Here is a 26,527-nt window from a genome sequence, read left to right as displayed (position 1 = left end):
CGCCGGTCCGCTGGGCCCTGACTCGCCACTACGCACGAATGACCGAGACACTGATCCAGTCACCGCTGGCGCTGGGGCTTCTGTTTGTGGCGCTGGGCCTGGTCGCGGGCATCCCGGCTGGCATGTTCGGCATCGGCGGCGGGCTGATCCTGGTGCCAGTGTTCGTCGCCGTATTTAGTCTGCTGGCCTTCGACTCGGCCAGCCTGGTGCAGCTCGCGGTCGGCTCCTCGCTGGGCGCGATCATCCCCACGGCGATCCTGTCGGCGCGCGCCCACCACCGCCGGGGCGGCGTGGACGGCGCGGCGGTACGCCGTCTCCTGCCGGGCATCATCGTCGGCGCACTGATCGGCGCCTGGCTGGCCACGCGCATCGACTCCGACCACCTGGGGCGTATCTTCGGCGCCTTCGAGGTGGCGATCGGCATCTGGATGCTCCTGAACATCCAGCCACCGGAGGCCCCGGTACCCCGGCGCAGCGTCTGGCTGGGCGGCGGGGCATTGATCGGTGCGATCTCCTCGCTGATCGGCATCGGCGGCGGCACGCTGACCACGCCGTTCCTGGTCAGTCAGGGGCTGGAGCTGCGCCGTGCGATCGGCTCGGCTGCCGCCCTTGGCGTGCCCATCGCCATCGGCGCCAGCCTAGTGTTCGCACTGCCGCAATGGACCGACCCGACCTACCAGGCGCCCGAGTGGGCCCTCGGCTATCTCTACCTGCCGGCCATCCTCGGCGTCGTGATCGGCACATCCATCAGCGTACGCGGGGGCGTATGGCTGACCCATCATCTGCCGGTCGCCCACCTCCGCCGCGGCTTCGCCGGCGTCCTGATCCTCGCCGGCCTCCTCATGCTCATCCGCTAGCACTTGCCCCCGCCCAGACAGGTCTTCATTCGTCATCCGTGTTCACGGTGCCTTCGACCGACCATCTGCCAGGTTGGCTGGTCCTAGTTCATCGTCTGGTGTTTACGTGCCTTCGTCGGGCCGCCTGCCAGGCGCTGACTCGCCAGCGCGCCCCGAGGTCCTTTCTTGCTTGCCCAAGAAAGGACCCAAAGAAGGGCACCCGGATTTCGCCCGGGAACCTCGCTCCGGACGCGCTGGGCCGGCGGCGCTGAACTCGCTACGCCTTCGGCTCCGCTCAGACATCCAGCGCCTTCTCCCGGCCCATCACGCCCTCCACGAGGGGCTCCATACGGGAGGGGAAGGTCAAAACAAGCGGTATCCCGTAGGGTGCGGTTGAGCGTAGCGAAACGCACCATGCCCCACGTCGTGCGAAACCCTGATGCGATTCGCTGCGCTCATCACATCCTACGCCCCCCGGCACCCGCTTCGCGGGTGCGGCACGCCATGGCCAAAGGCCGAGCGTGCCGAAGATGTATGAACACCTAGCCATCATCCATTGGCCATAGCGGCGGGATAGCTGTTGTTTGGACCTTCCTCCCCGTTGTCGTCGCGCCGAGTGGAGAGGCTTTTCGCGGGATTCAAGGCGCTGGATGTCTGAGCGGAGCCGAAGGCGTAGCGAGTTCAGCGCCGCCCGCGAAAAACCTCGGAGCGAGGGAAACCCCGGCCCGCGTAGCGGGCCGGGGTCGCGGCAGTCGGGCGTGTTTCTTGGGTACTTCTTTGCACGAGCAAAGAAGTACCTCACGGTGCGCTCGCGAGAGAGCGCCTGGCAGGCGGCCCGACGAAGGCACGTAAACACCGGAAGACGAACCAGGGCCAGCCACCAACTGCGTTGAGGGTCAGGCGATGAGTCGGGTGGCGAGGGCGAACCACAGGGGCAGGGTGACCAATGACAGCGCCGTGGTCAGCGTGACGGCCGCCGCGTAGAGCCCGGTATCCAGGCGGAAGCGATCGCAGAACACCAGCCCCAGGACCATCGCCGGCATCGCCGCCTCCAGCACCGAGCCGACACCGGGCACACCCTCGAGGCCGGTCCACAGCACCAGGCCCAGCGCGAAGATGGGGGCCAGAATCAGCTGGACCACGGCCACTACCGCCAGCGGACGGGCATCGCGCCCACGAAAACGGTTGAACACCAGCGCCAGACCCAGCGAGAACAGCATCAACGGCGCCACGCTGTCCGCCAGGAACCCGAGAAAGACGTCCAGCCAGTCGAGCAATGGGACCCCGGCGAGATTCAGCGCCACACCCACCACCGCCGCCCAGATCGACGGCACCACTGCCAGCGCGCGCAGCGGACTCCCACCCCCGTACAGGCGCACCGCCTCGGGATCACCGTAGCGCCGCGCCAGCAGCACGCCCAGCGTCAGTACCAGCGGGAGGCAGGCAAACAGGTCGTACTGGATCGCCACCGCGCGGCCAGGCTCGCCGAACAGGCTGTCGAGCACCGGGAGACCGAGATAGGTGGCATTGGGCCAGGCAGCCGCCAGCAGCATCGCGCCGATCGCCGCACGCTCCGCCATGCAGACGCGACAGGCCAGCAACGTGACACCGACCATCGCCAGAACCGTGAGGCCCGCCACCAGGGCGATACGCAGGGAGTCGAGGCCCAGCGGGGCCACCCACAGCACCTGCAGGACCAGCGCCGGAAGCAACAGGTAGTAGACCAGGGTGGTAAGGACCCGGCGCGTCGTATCCGCATCCAGACCACCCGGTTGCAGGGCGCGCCAGACCACGCCCGCGACGATTAGCGCCCCCATCTGGGTCATCACGCTCAACATGGCAGGCGTCCGGCCTCGGGGAGCTGGGGCATGGTGACGGCATCCTTTTCGCGCATGGCGCAGGGGTTTGCGGTCATTCTACGATCCTGGCACGCGCCCCACACAAAAAAACCCGGCGGGGCGACGCCCCGGCCGGGTTCGGTCTCGCAGGCTTGGCTCGCGAGAAACCGTTGTCAGAGGCGGCTTACGCGCCCCCGGCCTGCTCCTGTTCCTGCTGCTGGCGCTCGACGTCGGCGCGCACCTGCTCCATGTCCAGCTCGCGCACCTTGCCCAGCACCTCGTCCAGCTGACCGGCGGACAGCACGCCCGGCTGGGAGAACACGATGATCTGCTCGCGGAAGATCATCAGGGTCGGGATGGAACGGATCTGGAAGGCGCCGGCGATGGCCTGCTCCTCGTCGGTATTCACCTTGGCAAAGACCACGTCGGAGTGCTTGCCGGAGGCCTCCTCGAAGGTCGGGGCGAACTGCTGGCACGGGCCACACCAGGGGGCCCAGAAGTCCATGATGACGATGTCATTCCCGGTAATAGTGGATTCGAACGTGTCCTGCGTGAGTTCCTGAACGGCCATGATGGCGGGCTCCGGTTAAAAATGTCCCCGAACCTTACCAGCCTCCGCGGCCGCTTTCAGGATTTCGATGCTGCGAGCATGGCCGCTCGCAGGCGTTCCAGACGCTCGATCGGGTCGTCGGCCTCCAGCAATTGCTGCTTGATTTCGAGGTCGATCGGGAGCAGTTCGGTCAGCCGCGCGGCAACCCAGGTCGAGTCGTCGAAGCGCCGTTCCAGGTGCGACCAGGGCGTGCCCAGCTGGTCCAGCAAGCGCTCCAGCAGATCGGCCAGCGAGGCATAATCCACCGGCAGACTCACCTCGGGATACTCCGGCAAGGGCTCCACATCACCCAGCCACAGACCGTCGTCGGCGTGCCGGGCATTGTGGATGACCCGCCGGCCCTCGCCCTTGACCAGGATCCCCAGCAGCCCGTCGGGGCGCTGGTCCCAGTCCACGATGACCGCCTCGGTGCCGACACTGTAGAAGCTCGCGGAGGGATCCGTCTCGGACGGGAGTTCTCCGGATTCGCGTTCCGGTTCGGTCGCCACGATGACAAAGCGACCATCACCGCGCAGGCAGCGCCGCACCATATCCAGATAACGGGTCTCGAAGATCCGCAGCGGCAGCAACCCCTCGGGGAACAGCACCGTGTTCAGCGGAAACAGCGGCAGCGTGGTCATGCATCCTCTCCCGGCTCCGGGGCCGCGCCCCAGCGCGGCACCAGGGCGTGCTCGACGTCGAGGTGATCCAGCACCCGCGCCACCATGAAGTCGATCAGGTCATCGATGGACTGCGGACGGTGATAGAAGGCCGGATTGGCCGGCATCACCACCGCACCCATGCGCGCCAGACGCAGCATGTTCTCCAGGTGGATCTCGGAGAACGGCGTCTCGCGCACCACTAGCAGAAGCTTGCGGCGTTCCTTGAGCACCACGTCGGCGGCGCGCTCGATCAGCCCGCGCGAGGCACCGGTCGCGATGGCCGACACGGTGGCGGTGGTGCAGGGGCAGACCACCATGGCCTCCGGCACGGCCGAGCCACTGGCCACCGGGGCCGTCCACTGCTCCGCCCCGTAGCAATGGATCTGATCAGGGGCCGCCTGATAGCGGTCGGTGAAGTAGCGCGCAATCTCCACCGGGCGACCGGGCAGGTCGAGGTCCGTTTCCAGCCCGAGGACGACCTGGGCCGGCTTCGACAGCATCAGGTGCACCTGGACGCCGGACTCGACCAGGCACTGCAACAGGCGCAAACCATACGGCGCACCGGAGGCGCCGGTCAGGGCCAGAGAGATGCTGCGCGGGCGTTCGGTCATGCGGGCGTCCCCTGCAAGGCGTCAATCAGGCGCAGGTGCAGCCCGTCGAAGCCTCCGTTGCTCATGATCACCAGCGTATCGCCGGATCGAACGGTGGCAAGAATCCCCTGCAGCAGGGATTCGATATCGCGCGCCACGGACAGCTGCTCGCCGAGTTGCTGTTGCAGGCCCTCGGTGGACCAGTCGATCTCCGGGGCGTGGTACAGATGCACTGCGTCGGCCTGTGCAAGCGCCGTACCCAGGGCCTCGGCGTGCACCCCCATGCGCATCGTGTTGGAACGGGGCTCGAGGATCGCCACCAGACGCCCACCCGGCGCCACCTGTCCGCGCAGCCCTTCGAGGGTCAGGCGGATCGCCGTGGGGTGGTGGGCGAAGTCGTCGATCACCCGGATGCCGTCGATCTCGGCGCGCAGCTCCTGGCGCCGACGAACGCCGCGAAACGCCGGCATGGCGGCCAGGCCCGTGGCCAGCGGAACGCCGGCATGACGAGCAGCGGCCAGGGCCGCCAGGGCATTCGCCAGGTTGTGACGCCCGGTCAGCGGCCATTCCACTCGCCCCTGTGCCACACCATCGGCCAGCACTTCGAAGACCGAGGCCTCGGGGTTCAGGGCGCGCGCCGCCAGGGCGGGGGTCGCATTTCCAGTGGCGCCTTCAGGGTCGGTCGCGAGACGCTCCACCGGCGTCCAGCAACCCATCTCCAGCACCCTCTCCAGTGCGGCATCACCGGCCGGCATCAGGATGCGCCCCTGCCCCGGCACCGTACGCACCAGGTGATGGAACTGGCGCTCGATCGCGGACAGGTCGGGGTAGATGTCGGCGTGGTCGAATTCGAGGTTATTCAGGACCAGGGTGCGCGGGCGGTAATGGACGAACTTGGCGCGCTTGTCGAAGAACGCGCTGTCGTATTCGTCGGCCTCGATCACGAAAAACGGGGCATCCCCCAGGCGCGCACTGACCCCGAAATTGCCAGGGACCCCGCCGATCAGAAAGCCGGGGCTCATCCCCGCGTATTCAAGAATCCAGGCGAGCATGCTGGCGGTCGTGGTCTTGCCATGGGTACCGGCCACCGCCAGCACCCAGCGATCACGAAGGATGTGTTCGGCCAGCCACTGCGGGCCCGAGGTGTAGTCCAGCCCGCGATCCAGCAGGGCCTCGACGACGGGCATGCCGCGGCGCATTACATTACCGACCACGACGGGCCCCGCGTCGGGCAGCGTGTCCGGGTCGTAGCCCTCGTGGTAGGCAATCCCGGCCTGTTCCAGCTGGTCGCTCATGGGCGGGTACAGCTTCTGGTCGGAACCCGTGACCGCATACCCCTGCGCGCGCGCCAACTGGGCCAGCCCGCCCATGAAGGTCCCGCCAATGCCGAGGACGTGGAGCCGCCCGCCGGTCACTGGAACAGCCCGATCGCGGTCTGGGTGGCCACGCTGGAGACCACGATATAGCCAAGTGCGATCAGCATTCCCACCAGACGCGAACCCAACCCCAGCGCCTGCTGCAGGATGTGACCAAAAACGAGCAGCAACCAGGCCAGGAGCACCAGCATCCCGAACACGACCCCAGTGGCGACCTCCTCCGGCTCGCGCGCCGGATCGGGTCCGCCCGCCAGCACCATCAGCAACGCCATCAACAAGCCCAGGACCGCGCCGGTACCCGCCATCGCGGTGAAGGTCTGGCGCCAGCGATCCGCTACGCCCTGCATGCTCAGCAGGAGGGCGACAAAGGCATACAGGACCACCAGGTCCATGACGTTCAGTGCCAGCGCCTGGCCGAAGCCGTACAGCGGGATCCCGATCACCATGCCGGCGATCAGGGCGATGCCGACCCAGAAGACCAGCGTGCCGTTATCCGCCGGCAGGTCCTGCGGCCCGGCGTGCAGGCGCAGGATGTTGAGCATCGAGGCAAGGCCGTTCAACGTTCGCTCTCCTCGGCCTCCATGGCCTCCAGCGCCTCGAGCTCATCCAGTTCGTCCAGCATGGCATCGGACTCGCCATCCGGCCTGCCGCCCCGCACCAGGAAGTCCCGGCGCTGCAGGTAACCCTGGCGCATCGCGATGTAGGGGTCGTCGGACAGTTGCGCCAGCATGCGTTCGGTGGGGATCAAGCCGGCGCGCATGTCGACCACGTCCAGTACGATCAGGCCGATCCACCACCCGGTGTGATCGTCGCGCAGGTTGGTGTGATAGAGCGGGCTGGTGTAGCCATCCACCAGCCGCGCTGGGGCATCCCGTGCCGTGCTCGGTCCGAGGAAGGGCAGCTGGAGGTAGGGGCCTCGCGCCACGCCCCAGGCGCCCAGTGTCTGGCCGAAGTCCTCGTTGTTCTTGTCCAGCCCCATGGGCGAGGCGACGTCGATCAGCCCGAACAGCCCGAAGGTCGAATTGAACATGATTCGCCCGGTATCCGAGGCGGCGTTTTCCAGGTTGCCCTGCAACAGGTTGTTGAACAGGACCGTGAAGTCATTGAGGTTGGAAAAGAAGTTGCCCACCCCGGTCTGCACCGGTTGCGGCAGGCGCTGGTACTGCACTGCAGCCGGGCGCAGCAGCGACTCGTCGAAGTCCTGATTGATCTCGAACACCGCCCGGTTGTAGGACTCCCAGGGATCATCGGGGTGGCGGTCCTCGCTGGGCACCGTCGCGCAACCGGCCAGGCCAAGGAACATCAGGGCCAGCAGGCCCGGGCGCAAACAGGAGACAACAGACATGTGATTCCTTAATTTTTCGATCCGGCGCCGAGCCGGTTACGCTCAGGCCCCCGTGATCGGGTAGATGTCCGCCTTGCGGGCAACCCCGACCTGACCGCGGCCCTGATCCTTGGCTTGATAACAGGCGCGATCCGCGGCGACAAAGGCCTCGTCCACCCCCGGCACGTCCGGTCCCAGCTCGACCACGCCCACCGAGGCGCCAATGGTGACGTCCCGGGCCTCCACCTGCAACGGCCGGTCGGCGAGGGCCGAGCAGATCCGCTGACCAAGGATACGCCCATACTCCGCGTTCGTATCGCGCGCGATCACGGCGAACTCGTCACCCCCAATCCGCGCCACGGCATCGTGACCACGGGTCAGCTGGCGCAGCACATGAGCGACCTGGCGCAGCAGTTCGTCGCCGACCCGATGGCCATGGTGGTCGTTCACGTCCTTGAAGTAGTCGAGGTCCACCAGCAGCAGGCTGGCCACCGCACGATTGTCGCGGGCGGCATGCATGGCAATCTCCAGCTCGCGCTCGAAGGCGCGCCGGTTCAACAAGCCGGTGAGGCCATCGTGGCTCGCCTCGTGCACCAGGCGATCCACCAGCCTGCGTTCCTCGGAGACATCCGTCAGCACCAGCAGGGTCCGCACGGAACTGCCGGCTACCGGGTCAAGCGCGGTACGGGCGATACGCACGATCAGTTCGTGACCGTCACGCCGGACCAGACGGGCATCCGAACGCTCGCCGAGGGCCTGGTTCAGCGCTTCGCCCCGGGCATCCGCCGGCAGCAGGGGGCGGCCGGTACCCAGTTCGCGCAAGTCGAGCAGTTGATCCAGGGAACAACCCAGAACCTGATCCCGGGTCAGGCCCGCCAGCTCGCGGGCCGCAGGGTTCACGTAGGAGATCCCGCCACGTGCATCCAGGGTGATCACCGCATCCGGGATCGCGTCCATGCTGCGCTCGAGGTTGCGCCCGGAGCGGCGCACCCGGGTGTGCACCCGCGAGACATACAGCAGCGCCAGCAGCGCGACCACTGCCAGCGCCGAGACCAGCCACAGGATGTTGTCACGCAGCCAGACCAGGATATCGAAGGGCTGCGGCGCATACAGGCCAACCCCCAGTTCGTACATCAGCCCGTGCACGTCCTCGTAGGACCGGGGTGCCGCCCAGCCGCCGATACCGGCCGCCTGACTTGCCGGATGTTCCGCATCCAGCGACAGGGTCGCCAGCAGGATGGCATGCGCCAGCCCGGTATCCAGGTCACCACGCATCGCCAGCGGCCACTCGGGGTACAAACGGGTACTGGCGCGGTAAGTGAACGATGGGAAGGCGCGCTCGCCGACCACCCGGACCTGCTCCACCCGTGGATCGCCACGTGCCTCCAGGTCCTCCAGGATGCCGGTCCGGAAGGTCGCGGCATCGACCTCCCCCTGCAGCACCCAGTCGAGGCCGCGGCCGACCGGAAAGCCGGTAAATACCACCGACGCCAGATCACTCTCGACGTCCAGCCCGGCCGCCTGCAATTCGCGCCAGGTCATCCACCAGCCCCCAAAGGCATCAGGATGCACCGCGGACAAGCGCTGCCCCCGCAGGTCGTCCAGCTCCACCAGGTCATCCCGATCGGCACGGGCGATCACGACGGCCCCGAACCGGTCCTCGTCACGGCCCACCTGACGCGGCTGCATGGTCGCGATGCGCGATATCCCGTGCTGCTGCTCCAACATCACGTAGGAACCGCTGTTGGTCAGGATCAAATCGAAGCGCTTGTCTGCTACCGCCGCCTGCAACCCGTCGTTGTCCACCGGCTCCAGCACGAAACGGGCCCCGTCGATCTGCTCCGACAGGTACTCGACGAATGGCGTCCAGCGTTGGCGTGCCACATCGTCGCCGCGGTGGGCGAGCACCCCGAAGACCAGGCGCTGCTCGTCCACCGCCGCCGTTTCCTCCGCGAACAAGGGCGCCGAGGGATACAGCAACAGAAAACCCACCAGGAACACCGCCAGGCCACCAGACATCCACGCGTTTCCCGGGCGCCGGAGCGGGGCAACCCTCAATGAGGAGCGCTGGCGGCCCGCCCCGCTCATGTCATGTCGGCTTGCGGTTGCGGCTGGCGGCGATACGCAGGCGCAGTGCGTTCAGGCGGATGAAGCCCTCGGCGTCCTTCTGGTCGTAGGCGCCGGCGTCATCCTCGAAGGTGGCGATGGCATCGTCGAACAGGGTGTCCTCGGAACGACGCCCCGCGACGATCACGTTGCCCTTGTACAGGCGCAGGCGCACCTCGCCGTTGACCACGCCCTGGGTGTCGTCAATCGCGGCCTGCAGCATGCGTCGCTCCGGGCTCCACCAGTAGCCGTTGTAGATGATGCTGGCGTAGCGCGGCATCAGCTCGTCCTTCAGGTGCGCGGCCTCGCGGTCCAGGGTGATGGATTCCAGCGCCCGGCGGGCACGCAAGAGGATCGTGCCACCCGGGGTCTCGTAGCAGCCGCGCGACTTCATGCCGACATAGCGGTTTTCGACAATATCCAGCCGGCCAACACCGTGGGCCCCGCCGCGCTCGTTGAGCTTCGCGAGCAGCTCGGCCGCGCTCAGGCGCTCGCCGTTGATCGAGACCGGATCACCCTTCTCGAAGCCAATGGTCAGGGTCTCGGATTCGTCAGGGGCCGCCTCGGGGGCGACCGACCAGCGCCACATATCTTCCTCGGCCTCGGTCCACGGGTCCTCCAGCGGGCCACCTTCGTAGGAGATGTGCAGCAGGTTGGCATCCATGGAGTACGGTGACTTGGTGCCCTGCTTCTTGTAGTCCACCGGGATGTTGTGCTGCTCGGCGTAGGCCATCAGGCGCTCGCGCGAGTTCAGGTCCCACTCGCGCCAGGGGGCGATCACCTTGATGCCCGGCTTCAGCGCGTAGGCGCCCAGCTCGAAACGCACCTGGTCGTTGCCCTTGCCGGTGGCGCCGTGGGCGATCGCGTCGGCTCCGGTCTCCTCGGCGATCTCGACCAGGCGCCGTGCGATCAGCGGGCGCGCGATGGAGGTACCCAGCAGGTACTCGCCCTCGTAGATCGTGTTGGCGCGGAACATCGGGAACACGTAATCGCGCACGAAGATCTCGCGCAGGTCCTCGATGTAGATCTGCTTCACCCCCAGGGCCTCGGCCTTGGCGCGGGCCGGCTCGACCTCCTCGCCCTGGCCCAGATCGGCGGTGAAGGTGATGACCTCGCAGCCGTATTGATCCTCCAACCATTTGAGGATGACCGAGGTATCCAGACCGCCGGAGTATGCAAGGACGACGCGCTTGATCGAGGAGCTCATAAGAATTTCTATCCTTTTCCTAAGGTAAAGATATAGTCGTTTTGACGGCTAGCGTCACTACCACGCCGGGGTCTCGGAGGGCGCAGCCGGGGCCGAATCGGGGCGCGGATCGTGGCCCTCAGGCTCTTCCGGGCCGGCGCCCGGCAGCACCTCAACCGAAGCGCCGCCCGCGCCCGAATCGCCCGTATCCAGCCACCAAATATCACTGCGCCGCGAGGCCTGACGCGCGCTATCGGCGGCCGGATCCACACCCGGGGCCTCGATCTCGACGCGCGCGGCCGGGACGCCCGCTTCCACCAGGGCCTCACGCACCACCTCGGCACGATTGCGGCTGAGGGGGCGGTTGATCTCCAGCGGGCCGGCGGCATCCGTCCAGCCAACGACCCGAATGCGTGGGGCCTCCGCAGCCGCCAGGACTCGGGCCGCACGTTGCAGAACCTCGCGCGCCTCGGCATCCAGACGATGGCTACCCGTTTCGAAATAGACACTCCAGCGGTCCAGGGCCCCCGTTTCCGGGGTCGCGGCAGGCGTGTCCTGCTCCCCGTAACAGGCGCGAAAATCCCGCGCCCGCAGGGCAAAGCGGATACCCCGGAAGTGCACCGAGTCGTCGCCATCGGGAAAATCAATGCGCACGTCATGGCCGGCCAGAAGACGGGCCTTCAGGGGCTGCGCCAACGCCTGGGGAACCCGGAACAGGTGGGCGTCGCGGGGCTGCAACCGCACATCTAGCGGCGATTGCGTCGCCGGGCGCAGCCATTCCGGCGCGCCGGTACGCAGCCGCGGCGCGCCGCCCGCCGGCATCGCGTAGGGGGCCTGCCAGAAGACTGCGGTCAACAGGCCCGGCCGGGCCTCGAAACGCAGCGTACCGCCGTGACGCACGGTCTGTTGGATGCGACAGGTGGCATCTTCCTCGGTCAGCTGCCAGTCACTACGCTCCAGCGGTTCGCTGTAGGGCGCAGCACCCGCCGTGGCCATACCCACCCCCAGCAGCACCAATCCCGGGAGTGCGCAACGCAGCCACTGGCGCAAGCGGGCCATGACCCGCTAGCGCTTTTTCGGCGGCAGGATGTCGGTGATCGAGCCGTGCGCGACCTCGGCGGCGAAGGCCACCGTCTCGCTGAGCGTCGGGTGCGGGTGCACGGTCAGACCGATGTCTTCCATCTCGGCGCCCATCTCCAGCGCCAGCATCGCCTCGCCGATCAGGTCGCCGGCGGACGGGCCGACGATACCGGCTCCGATCACGCGGCCATCCGCGTCGAACAGCAGTTTGGTCAGGCCGTCCTCGGCACCCAGCGCGATCGCCCGCCCGGAGGCAGCCCAGGGGAACACGCCCTTGGTGTATTCGATACCGTCGACCTTGGCCTGCTCCTCGGTCACGCCCATCCAGGCGACCTCGGGGTGGGTATAGGCCACCGACGGGATGGCACGGGCGTCGAAGTGGACCTTGTGTCCGGCGATCACCTCGGCGGCAACCTTGCCCTCGTGAGTGGCCTTGTGCGCCAGCATCGGCTGGCCGACCACGTCGCCGATGGCGAAGATGTGCTCGACGTTGGTGCGCTGCTGGCTGTCGACCTCGATGAAGCCGCGCTCGCTCACCTGCACACCGGCCGCCTCGGCCTTGATCTTCGCCCCGTTCGGGCCGCGACCCACGGCGACCAGCACGCGATCGAAAGTGTCCTCTTCCGGCAGGCCCTTGGCCTCGCCCTCGAACTGGCAGACGATCCCGGCCTTGGTGGCCTTGGCCTCGGACACCTTGCTCTTGAGGAAGATGTTCTCGAAGCGCTTCTTCGCGCGCTTCTCGAACGGGCGCACGATGTCGCGGTCCGCGCCCGGCATCAGGGTGTCGGACAGCTCCACCACCGTGACCTTGGAACCCAGCGCCTCGTACACACAGGCCATCTCCAGGCCGATGATGCCGCCGCCGACCACCAGCATGCGCTCCGGGATCTCGGCCAGGTCCAGCGCGTCGGTGGAATCCATCACCCGCTCGTCGTCCCAGGGGAAGCCGGGCAGCTTGATCGCCTGCGAACCGACCGCGATGATCGCGTGCTCGAAGCCGATCACCTCGCGACCGTCATCGCCCTCGACCGCGATGCTGTTGGCACCGACGAATTCGCCCGTGCCCTGCACCACGCGCACCTTGCGCTGCTTGCACAACTGCTTGAGGCCGCCGGTCAGCTTCTTGACCGCGTTGCCCTTGTAGCCACGCAGCCCGTCGAGGTCGATCTCCGGCTCGCCGAACTTGATGCCCAGCGCCGCGAAGCGCTCGGCCTCGTGCAGCACCTCGCCGGCATGCAACAGCGCCTTGGACGGGATGCAGCCGACGTTCAGGCACACGCCGCCGATCTGCGGATAGCGCTCGACCATCACCACGTCCAGCCCCAGATCCGCGGCGCGGAAGGCGGCGGTATAACCACCGGGGCCGGAACCCAGCACCAGCACCTGGCACTGGCTGTCGGTGTTCGGGTCGGCAGCCGCCTTGGGGGCCGCCGCCTTTTTCGACTCACTCGCGGCGCCGGACTCCGCCTTCGAGGATTCGGCCTTTTCGCCGCCGCCGGACGCCGGCGCATCCGCGCCACCCGCAGCGTCGCCACTGGCCTCGAGATCGAGGAGCTTGCTGCCCTTGGACACCTTGTCCCCGACCTTCACATGCAGCTTCTTCACCGTGCCGGCCTCGGGGGCGGGCACGTCGATGGTCGCCTTGTCGGACTCCAGGGTGATCAGCGGGTCTTCCGGCGCGATCTCGCTGCCCGGCTGTACCAGGACCTCGATAATCTCGACGTCCTTGAAATCCCCGATGTCCGGGACCTCGATGGTCTTGGTCTGGCTCATCCAATCGCTCCGGTTCGAATTCGGTTACAGCAGCATGCGGCGCATGTCGGACAACAGTCCGCTCAGGGTGGTGGCGAAGCGCGCGCCCAGGGCGCCGTCGATCACCCGGTGATCGTACGACAGCGCCAGCGGCAGGATCAGGCGCGGCTCGAAGTCCTTACCGTTCCAGACCGGCTTCATGCTGGAGCGCGATACGCCCAGGATCGCGACCTCGGGGGCATTCACGATCGGGGTGAACTGGGTGCCGCCGATCCCGCCGAGGCTGGAGATGGTCAGGCATCCACCCTGCATGTCCGCCGGCTTGAGCTTCTTGTCGCGGGCGCGCTGGGACAGGTCCATCAGCTCGGAGGCGATATCGACCAGGCTCTTGCGGTCCACGTCGCGCACCACCGGGACGACCAGGCCGTCCGGGGTGTCCACCGCGATGCCGAGGTTGTAGTACTGCTTGATGATCAGATTCTCGCCGGTCGCGTCCAGCGAGGCGTTGAAACGCGGGTACTGCTTGAGCGCGGAGACCACCGCCTTCATCAGGAACGGCAGGAAGGTGACCTTCACACCCTTCTTCTCGTACTCGGCCTTCAGCGACTTGCGGAAATCCTCGAGCTCGGTGATGTCGGCCTCGTCGAACTGGGTCACGTGCGGGACGGTGACCCAGTTGCGGTGCAGGTTCTTGCCGGTGAGCTTGTTGATCTTCGACAGCGGCTGGGTCTCGACCGGGCCGAACTCGGAGAAGTCGATCTCCGGCATCGGCTCAACGCCCAGGCCACCGCCAGCGCCCTGGCTCAAGGCGCGTTTGACGAAGCCCTGCACGTCCTCGCGCAGGATGCGCCCCTTGCGCCCGGAGCCGTCGACCTTGCTCAGGTCCACGCCCAGCTCGCGCGCGAACTTGCGCACCACCGGCGAGGCATGCGCCTTGCGGAAGGCCGACTCGTCACGGATGTGCTCGGTAGGCGACGGGCGCGGGTCGGCCCGGTCGGCAGGTTTTGATGCCTCGGGCTGCTTCGGCTTCTCGGTGGCGGGGGCCGATTCACCCCCGGCATCCGAAGACGACGCCTCCTGCTTCGACGGCTCGTCTTGCCCGGCGTCGTCCTTCGCAGGGGCTGCTTCGGCCCCGCCCTCGTCGGAGGGTTCCAGTTCCAGGATCGGATCGCCCTCGTTGACGCGGTCGCCGGCCTTTACCTTGACTGCTTTCACGGTCCCGCCCTGCGGGGCCGGGATCTCGATGGAGGCCTTGTCCGATTCGAGCGTGATCAGGGGATCCTCCGGGGCGATGGTATCCCCGGGGCTCACGATCACCTCGATGATCTCGACGTCCTTGAAGTCACCGATGTCCGGTACGTGCACGGTAGTCGTGTTGCTCATGTCTGCTCCTGCCTCGGTACCGGCGGCCTCAGGCCTGCAAGGGGTTGGGCCGTTCGACGTCGATCTTGTACTTCTTGATCGCGTCGGAGACGGTCTTGGCCTCGACGGTCCCGGCGTCGGCCAGGGCCTTCAGGGCCGTGACCGCGATGTGGTAACGATCGACCTCGAAGTGCCGACGCAGCGCCGCGCGGGTGTCCGAGCGGCCGAAGCCGTCGGTGCCCAGCACGCGGTAGTCGGCCGGCACGAAGGCGCGGATCTGATCGGCGTAGGCCTGGACGTAGTCGGTCGCGGCGATGACCGGGTCATCCGAACCACCCAGGCACTCCTCCACCCAGGACTTGCGCGGCTTGGCCTCCGGGTTCAGGCGCGCATGACGGTCGGCATCGCGGCCGTCGCGGGCCAGTTCGTTGAAGCTGGTCGCGCTCCACACCTCGGCGGCCACGCCGAAGTCGTTGTCCAGCAGTTCGGCGGCGGCGATAGCCTCGCGCAGGATGGTGCCGGAGCCCAGCAGGCGCACCTTCTTTTTCTTGCGCCCGCCCGCCTGGAAGCGATACAGCCCGCGGCGGATACCTTCCTCGGCGCCCTTCGGCATGGCCGGCTGCGGGTAGTTCTCGTTCATCACGGTGATGTAATAGAAGACGCTTTGCTGCTCCGCGTACATGCGGCGCATGCCGTCCTGCACGATCACCGCCAGCTCGTAGGCGAAGGTCGGGTCGTAGGCGATGCAGTTGGGGACGTTGGCCGCCATCATCTGGCTGTGGCCGTCGTCGTGCTGCAGGCCCTCCCCGGCCAGGGTGGTGCGCCCGGCGGTGGCACCCATCAGGAAGCCGCGGGCGCGCATGTCCCCGGCCGCCCAGATCAGGTCGCCGACGCGCTGGAAGCCGAACATCGAGTAGAAGATGTAGAACGGCACCATTGCCACGCCATGCGTGGAGTAGGAGGTCGCCGCCGCGATCCAGGAGGACATGGAACCGGCCTCGTTGATCCCTTCTTCCAGGATCTGGCCCTTCTTGTCCTCCTTGTAATACATCACCTGGTCCTTGTCCTGCGGCTCGTAGAGCTGACCGACCGAGGAGTAGATCCCCAGCTGACGGAACAGCCCTTCCATGCCGAAGGTGCGGGCCTCGTCGGGCACGATCGGAACCACGTTCTTGCCGATCTTCTTGTCGCGGGCAAGCAGGGTCAGCAGCCGCACGAAGGCCATGGTGGTCGACATCTCGCGCTCGCCGGAAGCCTCCAGCAGGCCGTTAAACGCATCCAGCCCGGGCACTTCGAGCGGCGTGGCCAGCGGCCGGCGCACGGGCAGATGCCCGCCCAGGTCGTTGCGCCGCGCGTTCATGTACTTCATCTCTTCGGAGTCGGGATCCGGCTTGATGTATTCGGCCTTCTCCACCTGCTCGTCGGACAGCGGGATATTGAAGCGGTCGCGGAACTGCTTCATGTCGTCCGAATCCATCTTCTTCTGGCTGTGGGTGCGGTTCTGGGCCTCGCCCGCCGCGCCCATGCCATAGCCCTTCACGGTGTGCGCGAGGATCACCGTCGGCTGCCCCGTGTGCTCGGCTGCCGCCTTGTAAGCCGCATAGACCTTGACCGGGTCGTGCCCCCCGCGATTCAGACGCCAGATGTCCTCGTCGGACATGTTGGCCACCATGCGCTGGAGTTCGGGATACTTGCCAAAGAAGTGCTCGCGCACGTAGGCGCCGTCGCGCGACTTGTAATTCTGATAGTCGCCATCGACCGCCTCCATCATGCGTTTTTGCAGCAGGCCGTCGGTGTCCTTGGCCAGCAGCGGATCCCAGTAGCGGCCCCACAGGACCTTGACCACGTTCCAGCCGGCGCCGCGGAAGATCGCCTCCAGCTCCTGCACGATCTTGCCGTTGCCACGCACCGGGCCGTCCAGGCGCTGCAGGTTGCAGTTCACCACCCAGGTCAGGTTGTCCAGCTTCTCGCGCGAGGCCAGGGTGATCGCCCCCAGGGTCTCCGGCTCGTCCACCTCGCCGTCCCCGACGAAGCTCCACACACGGCGGTTCTTGGTCTGCGCCAGGCCGCGGTCCTGCAGGTAGCGCATGAAGCGCGCCTGGTAGATGCTCATGATCGGACCAAGCCCCATGGACACGGTCGGGAACTGCCAGAAGTCCGGCATCAGCCAGGGGTGCGGATACGAGGACAGGCCCTTGCCGTCCACCTCGCGGCGGAAGTGGTCCAGCTGCTCCTCGCTCAAGCGCCCCTCCATGAACGCGCGGGCGTAGATACCCGGCGAGGAATGGCCCTGGGCAAACAGCAGGTCACCGCCGTGGTCATGCGCAGGGGCATGCCAGAAGTGGTTGAAACCGACGTCGTACAGGGTCGCGGCCGAGGCAAAGGTCGCGATATGCCCGCCCAGCTCGGCGGAGGCGCGGTTGGCCTTGACCACCATGGCCATCGCGTTCCAGCGGATATAGGAACGGATGCGATGCTCCACCGCGCCATCGCCCGGATATTCCGGTTCGAGGTGGGTGGGGATCGTGTTCACATAGGCAGTGTTGGCGGAGTACGGGAGGTAGGCCCCGCTGCGGCGCGCCTTGTCGACCAGTCGCTCGAGGAGGGCATGGGCCCGCTCCGGGCCATCCGTCTCCAGCACGGAGGCCAGGGCGTCGATCCACTCCTGGGTCTCCTGCGGGTCGATATCGTGTTCGGTCGCGTTCGGGTCCATGCGCTCTACCCCTGAAAACGGGTTGGGAATCGGGTTGCCACTACGGGGCCGGGCCACCGGGCAGGCGGGCATTTGCTACCATGCGCCGGTGTTGGGCGGGCATAAAAGGCGCAAGTATCCCGACTGTCCCGCCAACAGGTCAAGCGAAAGCCCGCTATGGCGCCGATCGTCGGGGAAATCTGCGGGAACGTGCGCAAAGTGCGCGCAACCCGCCTAAACAGCCGGAACGCGGGACAATGCCCCGCCCGGCGCCGCCGACATCCCGAACCACCGCCGCACCCGAAACCGAGTACCTCAATGCCCGAAACTCTGCAGCTGGACCCCAATCACCGCCCGATGGCGAACCGCTTCCGCGGCTTCCTGCCGGTGGTCGTCGACGTGGAGACCGGCGGCTTCGACTGCCACCGACATGCCTTGCTGCAGATCGCTGCGGTGTTTCTGCGCCGCGACGCGAACGACCACCTGGTGCGCGACCGCACGGTCAGCGTGCATGTGCGGCCGTTCGAGGGTTCGGAAATGGACCCGAAGTCGCTGGAGGTCAACGGCATCGACCCCTACCACCCGCTGCGCGCGGCCTACCCCGAGGATCAGGCGATGGGCAAGGTGTTCAGCGAGGTACGTCGGGAGGTGAAGGTCAATCACTGCAAGCGCGCGGTGCTGGTGGGGCATAACGCCCACTTCGACCTGGGCTTCGTGCACGCGACGGCCGAGCGCTGCGGCATCAAGCGCAACCCGTTCCACCCGTTCAGCAGCCTGGACACGGTATCCCTGGCGGCACTGGCCTTTGGCCAGACCGTGCTGGCGCGCGCGGCGGACGCCGCAGGACTGGGCTGGGACACCGAGTCGGCGCACAGCGCGGCCTTCGATGCGGAAAAGACGGCGGACATCTTCTGCCAGATCACCAACCGCTGGCAGGACGGGATCGGGGTGCCACAAAACGCCCTGCGCCTGCCCGACCCGGAAGAGCTCCCGCCCGGGAGTTGAACGCAAAAAACCCGCCGCCCGAGCCGCCACAAGGGCGCCCGGGTGACGGGTCATATGCCGGACGACCGTATGGCCGCCGGGCCGGTTCAGCCTAGCTGGCCGCGCGCTTGGCGTGGGCCTCGTCGACCATCTTCTTCAGCTCGCCGCTCTCGAACATCTCGAGGGTGATGTCGCAGCCCCCGACCAGTTCGCCGTCGATATAGACCTGCGGAAAAGTCGGCCAGTCGGCGAAGCGCGGCAGATTCTGCATGACTTCCTGATCCGCGATCACGTTCACGTAGCCAAATTCCTGGTCGCAGCGCTTGAGCGCCTCCACCGCACGGCTGGAGAACCCACACATGGGGAACTGCGGGGTGCCCTTCATGAAGATCACCACCGGATTGTCTTCCACCTGCTGGCGGATGCGATCCATTACGTCCATTACTGTACTCCCGAAATTTGGTGCCAAAACAGGGCGCAGCCGCGCATCGCGGCACGCCCCAAACCTATTTCCTAGTATAACGCTCAGACATTGAAGCGGAAATGTACCACGTCGCCCTCTCTCAGCACGTATTCCTTGCCTTCGAGGCGCCATTTCCCCGCGTCCTTCGCACCCTGCTCGCCGTTGTATCCGACGAAGTCGTCGTACCCCACCACCTCGGCACGGATGAAACCGCGCTCGAAATCCGTGTGGATCGCCCCCGCCCCCTGCGGCGCAGTGGAGCCCTGGCGCACGGTCCAGGCACGCACCTCCTTCTCGCCCGCGGTGAAGAAGGTCTGCAGGTTCAACAGGCGGTAGGCCGTCCGGATCACCCGGTCCAGCCCCGGCTCCTCGAGACCCAGGTCGGCCAGGAACTCGGTACGTTCCCCGGGATCCAGCACCGCGATCTCGGCCTCGATGGCGGCGCAGACACTGACCACCTCGGCGCCCTCCTCGGCCGCCTTCGCCTGCACGGCCTCGACCATGGCATTGCCAGCGGACAGCGAGGCCTCGTCCACATTGGCAATGTACATCGCCGGCTTGAGGGTCAGAAGGTGCAGGTCGTACAGGGCCCGCCGCTCGTCCTCGTCCAGACCCTGCGCCCGTGCCGGAATGCCCCGATCAAGGCCCGCCGACACCTTCTCGGCCGCCTGCAACTGGGCGATGGCGGTCTTGTCCTGCGACTTGGCCGCACGCGCCAGACGGGAAAGCGCCTTGTTCACCGTCTCGAGATCCGCCAGCATCAGCTCGGTGCTGATGGTCTCGATATCCGCGAGCGGATCGACCTTGCCGGCGACATGCACGATGTCGTCATCCTCGAAACAACGCACCACCTGGGCGATCGCATCCGTCTCGCGGATATGCGCCAGGAACTGGTTGCCCAGCCCCTCGCCCTGGGCGGCGCCCGCGACCAGGCCGGCGATGTCCACGAATTCGACCGTGGTCGGCAGCGTGCGCTGGGGCTTAACGATCTCGGCGAGCTGCGTCAGCCGCGGATCCGGGACCTCCACCACGCCCACGTTCGGATCGATGGTGCAGAAGGGATAGTTCTCCGCCGCGATGTCCGCGCGCGTGAGGGCATTGAACAGGGTGGACTTGCCGACATTCGGCAGGCCCACGATCCCGCATTTCAGACTCATCGGGCTTCCTCGGAGTTCTTGGGGCCGGTCGGCTTCGACCCACCCCCATGCAGATTGCGCACGGCCTCGTCCCAGCGCCCGGCCACCAGGGCCGGGATCTGGTCCAGGGCCGTATCGATGGCCTCCTCGATGGCCCGGGCATCATCCCGCCCAGGGCGATCGAGCACGAACGGCACCACGTCGTCACGATGCCCCGGGTGGCCGATCCCGACCCGCAGCCGGGCGTAGTCCGGCCCGCCCATGTGGCGGTGCAGATCGCGCAGCCCGTTGTGTCCACCATGGCCGCCGCCCAGCTTCAGCCGCACTACGCCAGGATCGAGATCCAGCTCGTCATGCACGACCAGGATGGCCGCGGGCGGGATGCGGTAGAAATCCGCGCACTTGCGTACCGGCAGGCCACTCTTGTTCATGAAGCTCATGGGCTTGAGCAGCCAGCAGTCGCCGTCCGGCAGGGTCAGACGTGCCGCCTCGCCATCGAAGCGACTCTCGGGGCGGAGCTCCGTGCCATAGCGGCGGGCCAGGGTGTCCACAAACCAGAAACCCGCGTTATGCCGGGTTTCGGCATAACGCGGGCCCGGGTTGCCCAGCCCGACCACGAGACGGATCGGTTCGGGTTGGATCGCCATCAGTCAGGCGGCAAGCCGCAAGGCTTACTCCTTGTCCCCGGACTCCGACTCGTCGCCGGAAGCGGTCTCGTCGCCACCCTCGGCTTCTGCGCCACCCTCGGCTTCCGCGGCTTCTTCGCCTTCGAGCTCTTCCTCTTCCGCCTTCGCGGAACGCGGCAGCAGCACGCTGACCACGGCGTAGTCGTATTCCTCGCCGTGCATCAGGGCCACGCTCTGCACGCCTTCCGGCAGCTTCAGCTCGGAGATGTGCAAGGTGTCACCGACATCCAGCTCGATCACATCGAGATCGATGGACTCGGGCAGATCGCCCGGCAGACACTCGACCTCGAGCTCGTTGATCATGCGGCTGACCATGCCACCGCCCAGCTTCACGCCCTTGCACTCTTCCTCGTTGTGGAAGTGCAGCGGCACGCTGACGCGGATCGGCTGATTGGCGCTCACGCGCATCAGGTCGACGTGGTAGATGGTCGGCTTGAACGGATGGCGCTGTACATCACGCAGGATCGCCTTCTCGGTCTTGCCGCCCAGCTTCACGCTCAGGATGTGCGAATAGAACGCATCTTCCTTGAGGTTATGGACCATCGCATTGTGATCCAGCGTGATGGCCACGGCGTCCTTGTCCGCTCCGTACAGGATGGCGGGCAGCTTGCCAGCGCGACGCAGGCGGCGGCTCGCACTCGAACCCTGTTCGTCACGCTTCTCGGCTTCAATGGTAAAGCTCATGCTCATTGCTACGGTCTCCAAAATGAAAGGCGCTTCACCCGAAGCGCCTTGAACACACCCCGCCCGCGACCAGGCGGGGCGCTGAATGGGAGGCAAGCCTCCCGAAATCGGTTATCGCCGGTCCACAGCTCCAGCCCACACGGGCCTAGTCCATGAACAACGAGCTGACGGACTCCTCGAGGTTGATGCGGCGGATGGTCTCCGCAAGCATCTCCGCGACCGACAGCTGACGAATCTTTTCGCAGGCCTGCGCATTGGGCTGCAGGGCCAGGGTGTCGGTCACCACCAGCTCGTCAAGCGCCGAACCGTTTATATTATCAATTGCCGCGCCGGAAAGCACGGGGTGCGTGGCATAGGCCATCACCGAGTGCGCCCCGTGTGCCTTCAGGGCCTTCGCGGCCTGGCAGAGCGTACCGGCGGTATCCACCAGGTCGTCAATGATGATGCAGGACTTGCCGCGCACATCCCCGATGATGTGCATCACCTCGGACTCGTTGGCACGCGGGCGGCGCTTGTCGATGATCGCCAGATCGGCGTCATCCAGCCGCTTGGCGATGGCGCGGGCACGCACCACCCCGCCGACATCCGGCGACACCACGGTCAGATCGCCCGAGACATGCCGCCAGACGTCGCCCAGCAGCACCGGCGAGGCATAGATGTTGTCCACCGGGACGTTGAAGAAACCCTGAACCTGGTCGGCGTGCACGTCGATGGTCAGCACGCGATCCGCGCCCACCGCCTCGATCATGTTGGCGACCACCTTGGCCGAGATCGGCACCCGCGCCGAGCGCACACGACGGTCCTGGCGCGCATAACCGAAATACGGGATCACCGTGGTGATGCGTCCGGCCGAGGCGCGGCGCAGCGCATCCACCATGATCACCAGCTCCATGATGTTTTCGTTGGTCGGCTGCCCCGTCGGCTGGATCAGGAAGACGTCGCGGCCGCGCACGTTCTCAAGCAGCTCGACCTGCACCTCGCCATCGCTGAAACGCCCCACGATGGCCTTGCCCATCGGCAGCCCCAGGTGCTCCGCAACGGCCTGGGCGAGACGCGGGTTGGCATTGCCCGCGAAGATCATCATGCGATTCTTGTCGACCACGGTTCGTCCCGGTCTGGATGGAGTGGAGCGAGCGCGCTAGAACGCCCGAGCTCCAAATTATAGACCCCGGATCGGGACCGGGGTCTTGGTGGTTTTGCTTCGCGCCCTTCTGGCGCGAAGCGATTGTTGGCTGGGCCGGCAGGATTACGGCGCTGCGCGCCGCCCTTCGGGCCGCCGCCTGCGGCGGCGTTCTCTCGCGGCGATGCCGCTCGAGTCGAACCCGGTTCTCATCCTGCCGTCCCGGCAGTTTGGGTGACCCGCGCCCGAGGCGCGGGTCTGATTGTATGGCTGGGCCGGCAGGATTCGAACCTGCGCATGGCGGGATCAAAACCCGCTGCCTTACCGCTTGGCTACGGCCCAATATCTCCCTGAACTCTATTGTACTTCCTGACCGGCGCCGTGCCCGGCTCACCCCGCGAATCGGCAAGGCCGATTCGGGCCGGCAGGATGATGGCGCTACGCGCCACCCTTACGGGCCGTCACCTTCGGCGACGGTCGGTCGCGGCTTCGCCGCTCGCGTCGAACCTGCGCATGGCGGGATCAAAACCCGCTGCCTTACCGCTTGGCTACGGCCCAATATCTCGCTGAACTCTAATTGTACTGCCTGGCCGGCACCGTGCCCGGTCCATCCCACGGATCGGCGTTGCCGATCCGGGCCGGCAGGATGATGGCGCTGCGCGCCACCCTTAGGTGGACTTATTCTTTTTCGGTGTTACCGCCGCATGGCGGTAACCAGGCCTGCAAGGGTGACGCGTTCTGCAACGTCGTCACCCAACTTTTCCACGGGGCGGGCTGCGCGGACTGCGCTGCCCGGGCCGTCCCCTCATCGGGAAACATCCCGAACACACAGCCGCCGCTCCCGCTCAAATACGCCCGGGGGCTTTGATCCGCCAGCCAGGCCAGCGCGTGATCGACCTCCGGATAGCGTGCCCGAACGACCGGTTCGAACACGTTCACGAACCGCTCGGCATCGATCGCGGACGAAATTGTCTCGGTGGCGCAGTCGCGTGTCAATTCCGCACACCCGAACATGGCCCCCGTGGCAACCGAAACGCCCGGGTCGATCAGCAGAATCCAGCCCGTGTCCGGGGCCACGGGCGCAAGTCGTTCGCCCACCCCTTCGGCCCACGCCGCATGCCCGGCGACGAACACCGGCACATCGGCGCCCAGCTCCAGCCCGATCGCCGCCAGTTGCTCGACTGGACACGCCAGATCGAACAGGTAGTTCAGGGCCACCAGCGTGGTGGCGGCATCGGAGCTGCCGCCACCCAGGCCGCCGCCCACCGGGATCCGCTTGTCGAGGTGGATGCGCACGCCGAAGGACTTGTCCGCCACCTCGGCCAGGCGCCGGGCCGCCCGCAGGCAGAGGTTGTCCTGCCCATCGATGGCCTCGCCGGCCATCTCGAAGCGTCCCTCGGGCAGGGGATCGAAGCGCAGGCGGTCTTCCAGCCCGAGGAACTGGAACACCGTCTGCAGCTCATGATAACCATCCGGCCGGCGGCCGGTGATGTGCAGGAAACGGTTGATCTTGGCCGGGGCCGGAAACGGCATCCCGAACCCCCCGCCCGTCGCCGCACTCACCACGTCTCGTCCGGCCCTAGCTGCCACCGGCCGATGCGCGCGCGCAGCTCGACCTCGTCGCGCTCGAGGACCATCGCGACCGGCATGGGCACGCCGTTGATCTCTTCGAACTCGGTGTATTCGATGGCCCAGCCGGACTGCAGGATCTCCAGGGGGCGGCCGTCCGCATCGATATCCAGCTGGTAGGAGGCCTCCGGGTGCAGCAGGCCGCGCACCCAGTAGATCATCCCGCTGACCGGGATGGATTCGCCCAGCACCCGGGCCACCAAGGTATCCGGGTCCTGCGCCTGGAAGCGCTCGCCGGACCGCGTGACCAGCAGCGCGCGCCCGTTATCCGAGAGCGTCAGACGCCCGCCGCCGCGCCCCATCGGGCCGGACAGGTCCAGCACATGCTGGCCTTCCTGCACCCGCCAGTTGAGCTGGGCCGACCAGTATTCCTCCCCGGAGGCCAGCCCCAGACGTGCCACCAGCCGCCAGCTGTCCAGTGCCGCCAGCTGCTCGGTGCGCTCCTCGAAGGCCGCCTCGGCCGCTGGCGAGGTGTCCGCCTCGGGCAGAGGGGCAGCACAGCCCGCGAGCAACAGCCCCCAGCCACCCACCAGCCCGGCCAGCCACCCCGCGCCCCGGATCCGTCGCGGCGATCGCGTCGTCCCGTGCCCGTTCATTCGATCAGATCGTTGCGCACGCGCTGCAGGCGCTTATGCCCGGGCTCGCGTTCCAGCGCGGCCTCGAGGACCTCCCGGGCTTCTGCACGCTCGCCACGCTCCCACAACACCACCGCCAGGTTGCTGGCGATCTCGCCGTCGTCCGACAGCGAGTAGGCACGCCGCAGCTGGGTCTCGGCCTCTTCGAGGCGGCCCAGGCGGTACAGGACCCAGCCATAGCTGTCGATGATCGCGGCGTCATCCGGCTCCCGCTCATAGGCGCGCAGGATCAATTCGTAGGCCTCGTCATAACGATCGGTTCGGTCCGCCAGGGTGTAACCCAGGGCGTTCAGCGCGGCGATATTCTCCGGATCGGACTCGAGGATCGCGCGGAAATCGGCCTCGGCCGCCGTAATGTCGTCCTCGCGCTCGTGGACCAGCCCGCGCAGGTACAGCAGCTGCGTACTGCCCGGAAACTGCACCAGACCGCGGTTCAACCGGCTGCGGGCCTCGGCATACTCGCCCAGCTCGCGCAGGGCGTTCGCCTCGGCCAAATAGGCGCGCCGGGCCAGATCCTCATCCACGCCCTGCTGCATGGGGTCGAAAAGGTCACGAGCGGCCTCGGCCCCGTCGTGTTTGAGCGTCAGGCGCGCGCTGCGCAGGTGGGCATCCTCGGCATGGTCGCCGGCCTCCACGCGGGCGTAGGCGTCCAGGGCGGCCTCCGGCTCGTCGGCCATCTCGTGCAAGCGCCCCAGGTAGTACGCGACGTCGTTCTCGCGCTCACCCATGGCATCCAGGCGTTCGAGGTAATCCCGCGCGGGGCCCAGTTGCTCCGCCTCCAGGTTCATCAGGGCAAGCGCCAACAGGAGCTGGGCATCCTCCGGCGCCATCTCCACCAGGCGGTCCATCTCCTCGCGGGCGAAGACGTCATCTTCCATCTCGGTCAGGACCCGCGCGTATCCCAGACGGGCCTCGCGACTGTCCGGGTGCGCCTCCACGGTCGCGCGCAGGGTCTCGACCGCCGCATCGTCATGCCCGGCCTCGCTCTGGGCCCGCGCATGCAGCAAACGCAGCTGGACCGATTCCGGGAAGCGCTCGGCGGCCCGCTCGGTCACCGCAAGCACCTCCTCACCTGGCTCGCCAAAGCGCAGCGCGGCCTCGGCCTGCACGCGATGCACGCCCACGTCGTCGCGGCGGCGCTCGGCCAGCAGGTGCATGGTCTCCATGGCCGCCTGCTGGTCCTGAGCCTGACCAATCACACCACCCAGGGTCGCGTAGGGGTCGCCGCCCTGCACCACGACGCGATTCATCAGCGAATCCAGCTGTTCGGCCGCCTGCCCGGCATCACCGGCGTTGATCCGCAGGACCGTCGAAACCTGGCTGGCATCGGTGCTCTCGGGGGCCAGACGCAGCCAACGGTCGGCCGAACGCTGTGCGTATTCCGGCTCGCGCGCGAACAAGGCGATCCGGGTGGCACGCTCGGCGATGGCCGGATCGTCGCTCAGCAACGCCGCGGCTCCGTAATAGCGCGCCGCCTCGGCATGCTCGCCGGAGCGCACCGCGATCTCGGCGGCCAGGACGCTGAACATCAGCACAGCCTCCGGATCCTGGGTCTGCATCAAGGGCAGCACCTCGGGGCGATCCGACTCCGGCGGTTCGGAGGCGTCCAGCGGGGTATGCGCACAACCCACCAGGGAGAACACGGCGGTGAGCGCGAGCAGGCTTCGAATCATGTTGTGTCCAATCGGGATCATTGCGGCCATATCGGATGGGACGGGGCAGCGGCCCCCAGGGTTCCACAGCTCGGGTTCCACACAACGGGTATACGGAGACGTCCGGCCGGCGCGCGCCACCTCC

At 67.1% G+C, this 26,527-nt stretch carries 23 protein-coding genes, 1 tRNA gene, 1 other RNA gene and 1 pseudogene; 2 read left to right on the top strand and 24 right to left on the bottom strand.

Annotation, left to right across the window (positions count from 1 at the left end; all coding sequences use genetic code 11):
* Positions 1 to 38: 38 nt before the first annotated feature.
* Entirely contained in the window at positions 39 to 857 is an 819-nt protein-coding gene (locus D575_RS0107380) for a sulfite exporter TauE/SafE family protein (RefSeq protein WP_018145281.1), read from the top strand.
* Between the two features lie 274 nt (positions 858 to 1,131).
* On the opposite strand, the gene D575_RS14530 is transcribed toward D575_RS0107380, so the two are convergent.
* From D575_RS14530 to aceE, 14 genes and pseudogenes are all read right to left on the bottom strand, one after another.
* Positions 1,132 to 1,389, bottom strand: coding sequence for a hypothetical protein (locus tag D575_RS14530; protein WP_081612110.1), 258 nt, complete (start codon positions 1,387 to 1,389; stop codon positions 1,132 to 1,134).
* 343 nt (positions 1,390 to 1,732) lie between these two features.
* Entirely contained in the window at positions 1,733 to 2,674 is a 942-nt protein-coding gene (locus tag D575_RS0107375) for an AEC family transporter (protein ID WP_018145280.1), read from the bottom strand.
* 184 nt (positions 2,675 to 2,858) lie between these two features.
* Positions 2,859 to 3,245 carry a thioredoxin gene (trxA, locus tag D575_RS0107370; RefSeq protein WP_018145279.1) on the bottom strand — a complete coding sequence of 129 codons (387 nt, stop codon included), beginning with the start codon at positions 3,243 to 3,245 and terminating at the stop codon, positions 2,859 to 2,861.
* A 56-nt stretch (positions 3,246 to 3,301) separates the two neighbouring features.
* Positions 3,302 to 3,904 carry an LON peptidase substrate-binding domain-containing protein gene (locus tag D575_RS0107365; protein WP_018145278.1) on the bottom strand — a complete coding sequence of 201 codons (603 nt, stop codon included), beginning with the start codon at positions 3,902 to 3,904 and terminating at the stop codon, positions 3,302 to 3,304.
* Complete coding sequence (locus D575_RS0107360) at positions 3,901 to 4,536, bottom strand: flavin prenyltransferase UbiX (protein WP_018145277.1); 636 nt, start codon at positions 4,534 to 4,536, stop codon at positions 3,901 to 3,903. The genes D575_RS0107365 and D575_RS0107360 overlap by 4 nt, the downstream gene beginning before the upstream one ends.
* Positions 4,533 to 5,930: a UDP-N-acetylmuramate:L-alanyl-gamma-D-glutamyl-meso-diaminopimelate ligase gene (gene mpl, locus D575_RS0107355; RefSeq protein ID WP_018145276.1), complete on the bottom strand. Its 1,398-nt coding sequence runs from the start codon at positions 5,928 to 5,930 to the stop codon at positions 4,533 to 4,535. The genes D575_RS0107360 and mpl overlap by 4 nt, the downstream gene beginning before the upstream one ends.
* Positions 5,927 to 6,451, bottom strand: coding sequence for a hypothetical protein (locus D575_RS0107350; RefSeq protein ID WP_018145275.1), 525 nt, complete (start codon positions 6,449 to 6,451; stop codon positions 5,927 to 5,929). Before D575_RS0107350 ends, mpl begins: the two co-directional genes overlap by 4 nt.
* Positions 6,448 to 7,236: a VacJ family lipoprotein gene (locus D575_RS0107345; protein ID WP_038032090.1), complete on the bottom strand. Its 789-nt coding sequence runs from the start codon at positions 7,234 to 7,236 to the stop codon at positions 6,448 to 6,450. The genes D575_RS0107350 and D575_RS0107345 overlap by 4 nt, the downstream gene beginning before the upstream one ends.
* Positions 7,237 to 7,278: 42 nt before the next feature.
* Positions 7,279 to 9,234: a diguanylate cyclase domain-containing protein gene (locus D575_RS0107340; protein WP_018145273.1), complete on the bottom strand. Its 1,956-nt coding sequence runs from the start codon at positions 9,232 to 9,234 to the stop codon at positions 7,279 to 7,281.
* Between the two features lie 70 nt (positions 9,235 to 9,304).
* The gene (locus tag D575_RS0107335; protein WP_018145272.1) at positions 9,305 to 10,528 is read right to left on the bottom strand and encodes an argininosuccinate synthase; all 1,224 of its coding nucleotides are present in this window, start codon (positions 10,526 to 10,528) and stop codon (positions 9,305 to 9,307) included.
* A 57-nt stretch (positions 10,529 to 10,585) separates the two neighbouring features.
* Complete coding sequence (locus D575_RS0107330; protein WP_026182084.1) at positions 10,586 to 11,566, bottom strand: OmpA family protein; 981 nt, start codon at positions 11,564 to 11,566, stop codon at positions 10,586 to 10,588.
* A gap of 6 nt (positions 11,567 to 11,572) precedes the next feature.
* Complete coding sequence (gene lpdA, locus D575_RS0107325; RefSeq protein WP_018145271.1) at positions 11,573 to 13,360, bottom strand: dihydrolipoyl dehydrogenase; 1,788 nt, start codon at positions 13,358 to 13,360, stop codon at positions 11,573 to 11,575.
* Positions 13,361 to 13,384: 24 nt separating this feature from the next.
* Positions 13,385 to 14,755, bottom strand: a pseudogene (gene aceF, locus D575_RS0107320) (dihydrolipoyllysine-residue acetyltransferase); the annotation flags it as partial.
* The gene (gene aceE, locus D575_RS0107315) at positions 14,751 to 17,414 is read right to left on the bottom strand and encodes a pyruvate dehydrogenase (acetyl-transferring), homodimeric type (protein WP_018145269.1); all 2,664 of its coding nucleotides are present in this window, start codon (positions 17,412 to 17,414) and stop codon (positions 14,751 to 14,753) included. The pseudogene aceF and the gene aceE, both read right to left, overlap by 5 nt.
* 297 nt (positions 17,415 to 17,711) lie before the next feature.
* Here aceE and rnt point away from each other — a divergent pair, with 297 nt between their 5' ends.
* Entirely contained in the window at positions 17,712 to 18,398 is a 687-nt protein-coding gene (gene rnt, locus D575_RS0107310) for a ribonuclease T (protein WP_018145268.1), read from the top strand.
* Between the two features lie 91 nt (positions 18,399 to 18,489).
* Here rnt and grxD read toward each other — a convergent pair whose 3' ends face one another.
* The 10 genes from grxD to D575_RS0107265 form a co-directional block, all read right to left on the bottom strand.
* Entirely contained in the window at positions 18,490 to 18,819 is a 330-nt protein-coding gene (gene grxD / locus D575_RS0107305; RefSeq protein WP_018145267.1) for a Grx4 family monothiol glutaredoxin, read from the bottom strand.
* 83 nt (positions 18,820 to 18,902) lie between these two features.
* Entirely contained in the window at positions 18,903 to 19,997 is a 1,095-nt protein-coding gene (gene ychF, locus D575_RS0107300) for a redox-regulated ATPase YchF (protein ID WP_018145266.1), read from the bottom strand.
* Positions 19,994 to 20,623 (bottom strand): aminoacyl-tRNA hydrolase, encoded by a 630-nt coding sequence (gene pth, locus D575_RS0107295; protein WP_018145265.1) that lies wholly within the window; start codon positions 20,621 to 20,623, stop codon positions 19,994 to 19,996. The genes ychF and pth overlap by 4 nt, the downstream gene beginning before the upstream one ends.
* 24 nt (positions 20,624 to 20,647) lie before the next feature.
* Positions 20,648 to 21,352 carry a 50S ribosomal protein L25/general stress protein Ctc gene (locus D575_RS0107290; protein WP_018145264.1) on the bottom strand — a complete coding sequence of 235 codons (705 nt, stop codon included), beginning with the start codon at positions 21,350 to 21,352 and terminating at the stop codon, positions 20,648 to 20,650.
* Between the two features lie 139 nt (positions 21,353 to 21,491).
* Entirely contained in the window at positions 21,492 to 22,430 is a 939-nt protein-coding gene (locus D575_RS0107285; RefSeq protein WP_196799408.1) for a ribose-phosphate diphosphokinase, read from the bottom strand.
* Between the two features lie 145 nt (positions 22,431 to 22,575).
* Positions 22,576 to 22,700, bottom strand: a non-coding RNA gene (locus D575_RS14000) — RtT sRNA.
* Between the two features lie 33 nt (positions 22,701 to 22,733).
* Positions 22,734 to 22,808 (bottom strand) — tRNA-Gln (locus D575_RS0107280).
* 336 nt (positions 22,809 to 23,144) lie between these two features.
* Entirely contained in the window at positions 23,145 to 23,999 is an 855-nt protein-coding gene (gene ispE / locus D575_RS0107275; protein WP_051069925.1) for a 4-(cytidine 5'-diphospho)-2-C-methyl-D-erythritol kinase, read from the bottom strand.
* A 26-nt stretch (positions 24,000 to 24,025) separates the two neighbouring features.
* The gene (gene lolB, locus D575_RS0107270; protein WP_018145261.1) at positions 24,026 to 24,691 is read right to left on the bottom strand and encodes a lipoprotein insertase outer membrane protein LolB; all 666 of its coding nucleotides are present in this window, start codon (positions 24,689 to 24,691) and stop codon (positions 24,026 to 24,028) included.
* A complete protein-coding gene (locus D575_RS0107265; RefSeq protein WP_018145260.1) occupies positions 24,688 to 26,433 on the bottom strand; it encodes a tetratricopeptide repeat protein in 1,746 nt (581 codons plus the stop codon). The genes lolB and D575_RS0107265 overlap by 4 nt, the downstream gene beginning before the upstream one ends.
* Positions 26,434 to 26,527 lie beyond the last annotated feature (94 nt).

The organism is Thioalkalivibrio sp. AKL6, assembly GCF_000376905.1.
Taxonomy (GTDB): domain Bacteria; phylum Pseudomonadota; class Gammaproteobacteria; order Ectothiorhodospirales; family Ectothiorhodospiraceae; genus Thioalkalivibrio; species Thioalkalivibrio versutus.
The sequence above is the reverse complement of the archived record's forward strand: the minus strand, read 5'-3'. Positions and strand labels throughout refer to the sequence as shown.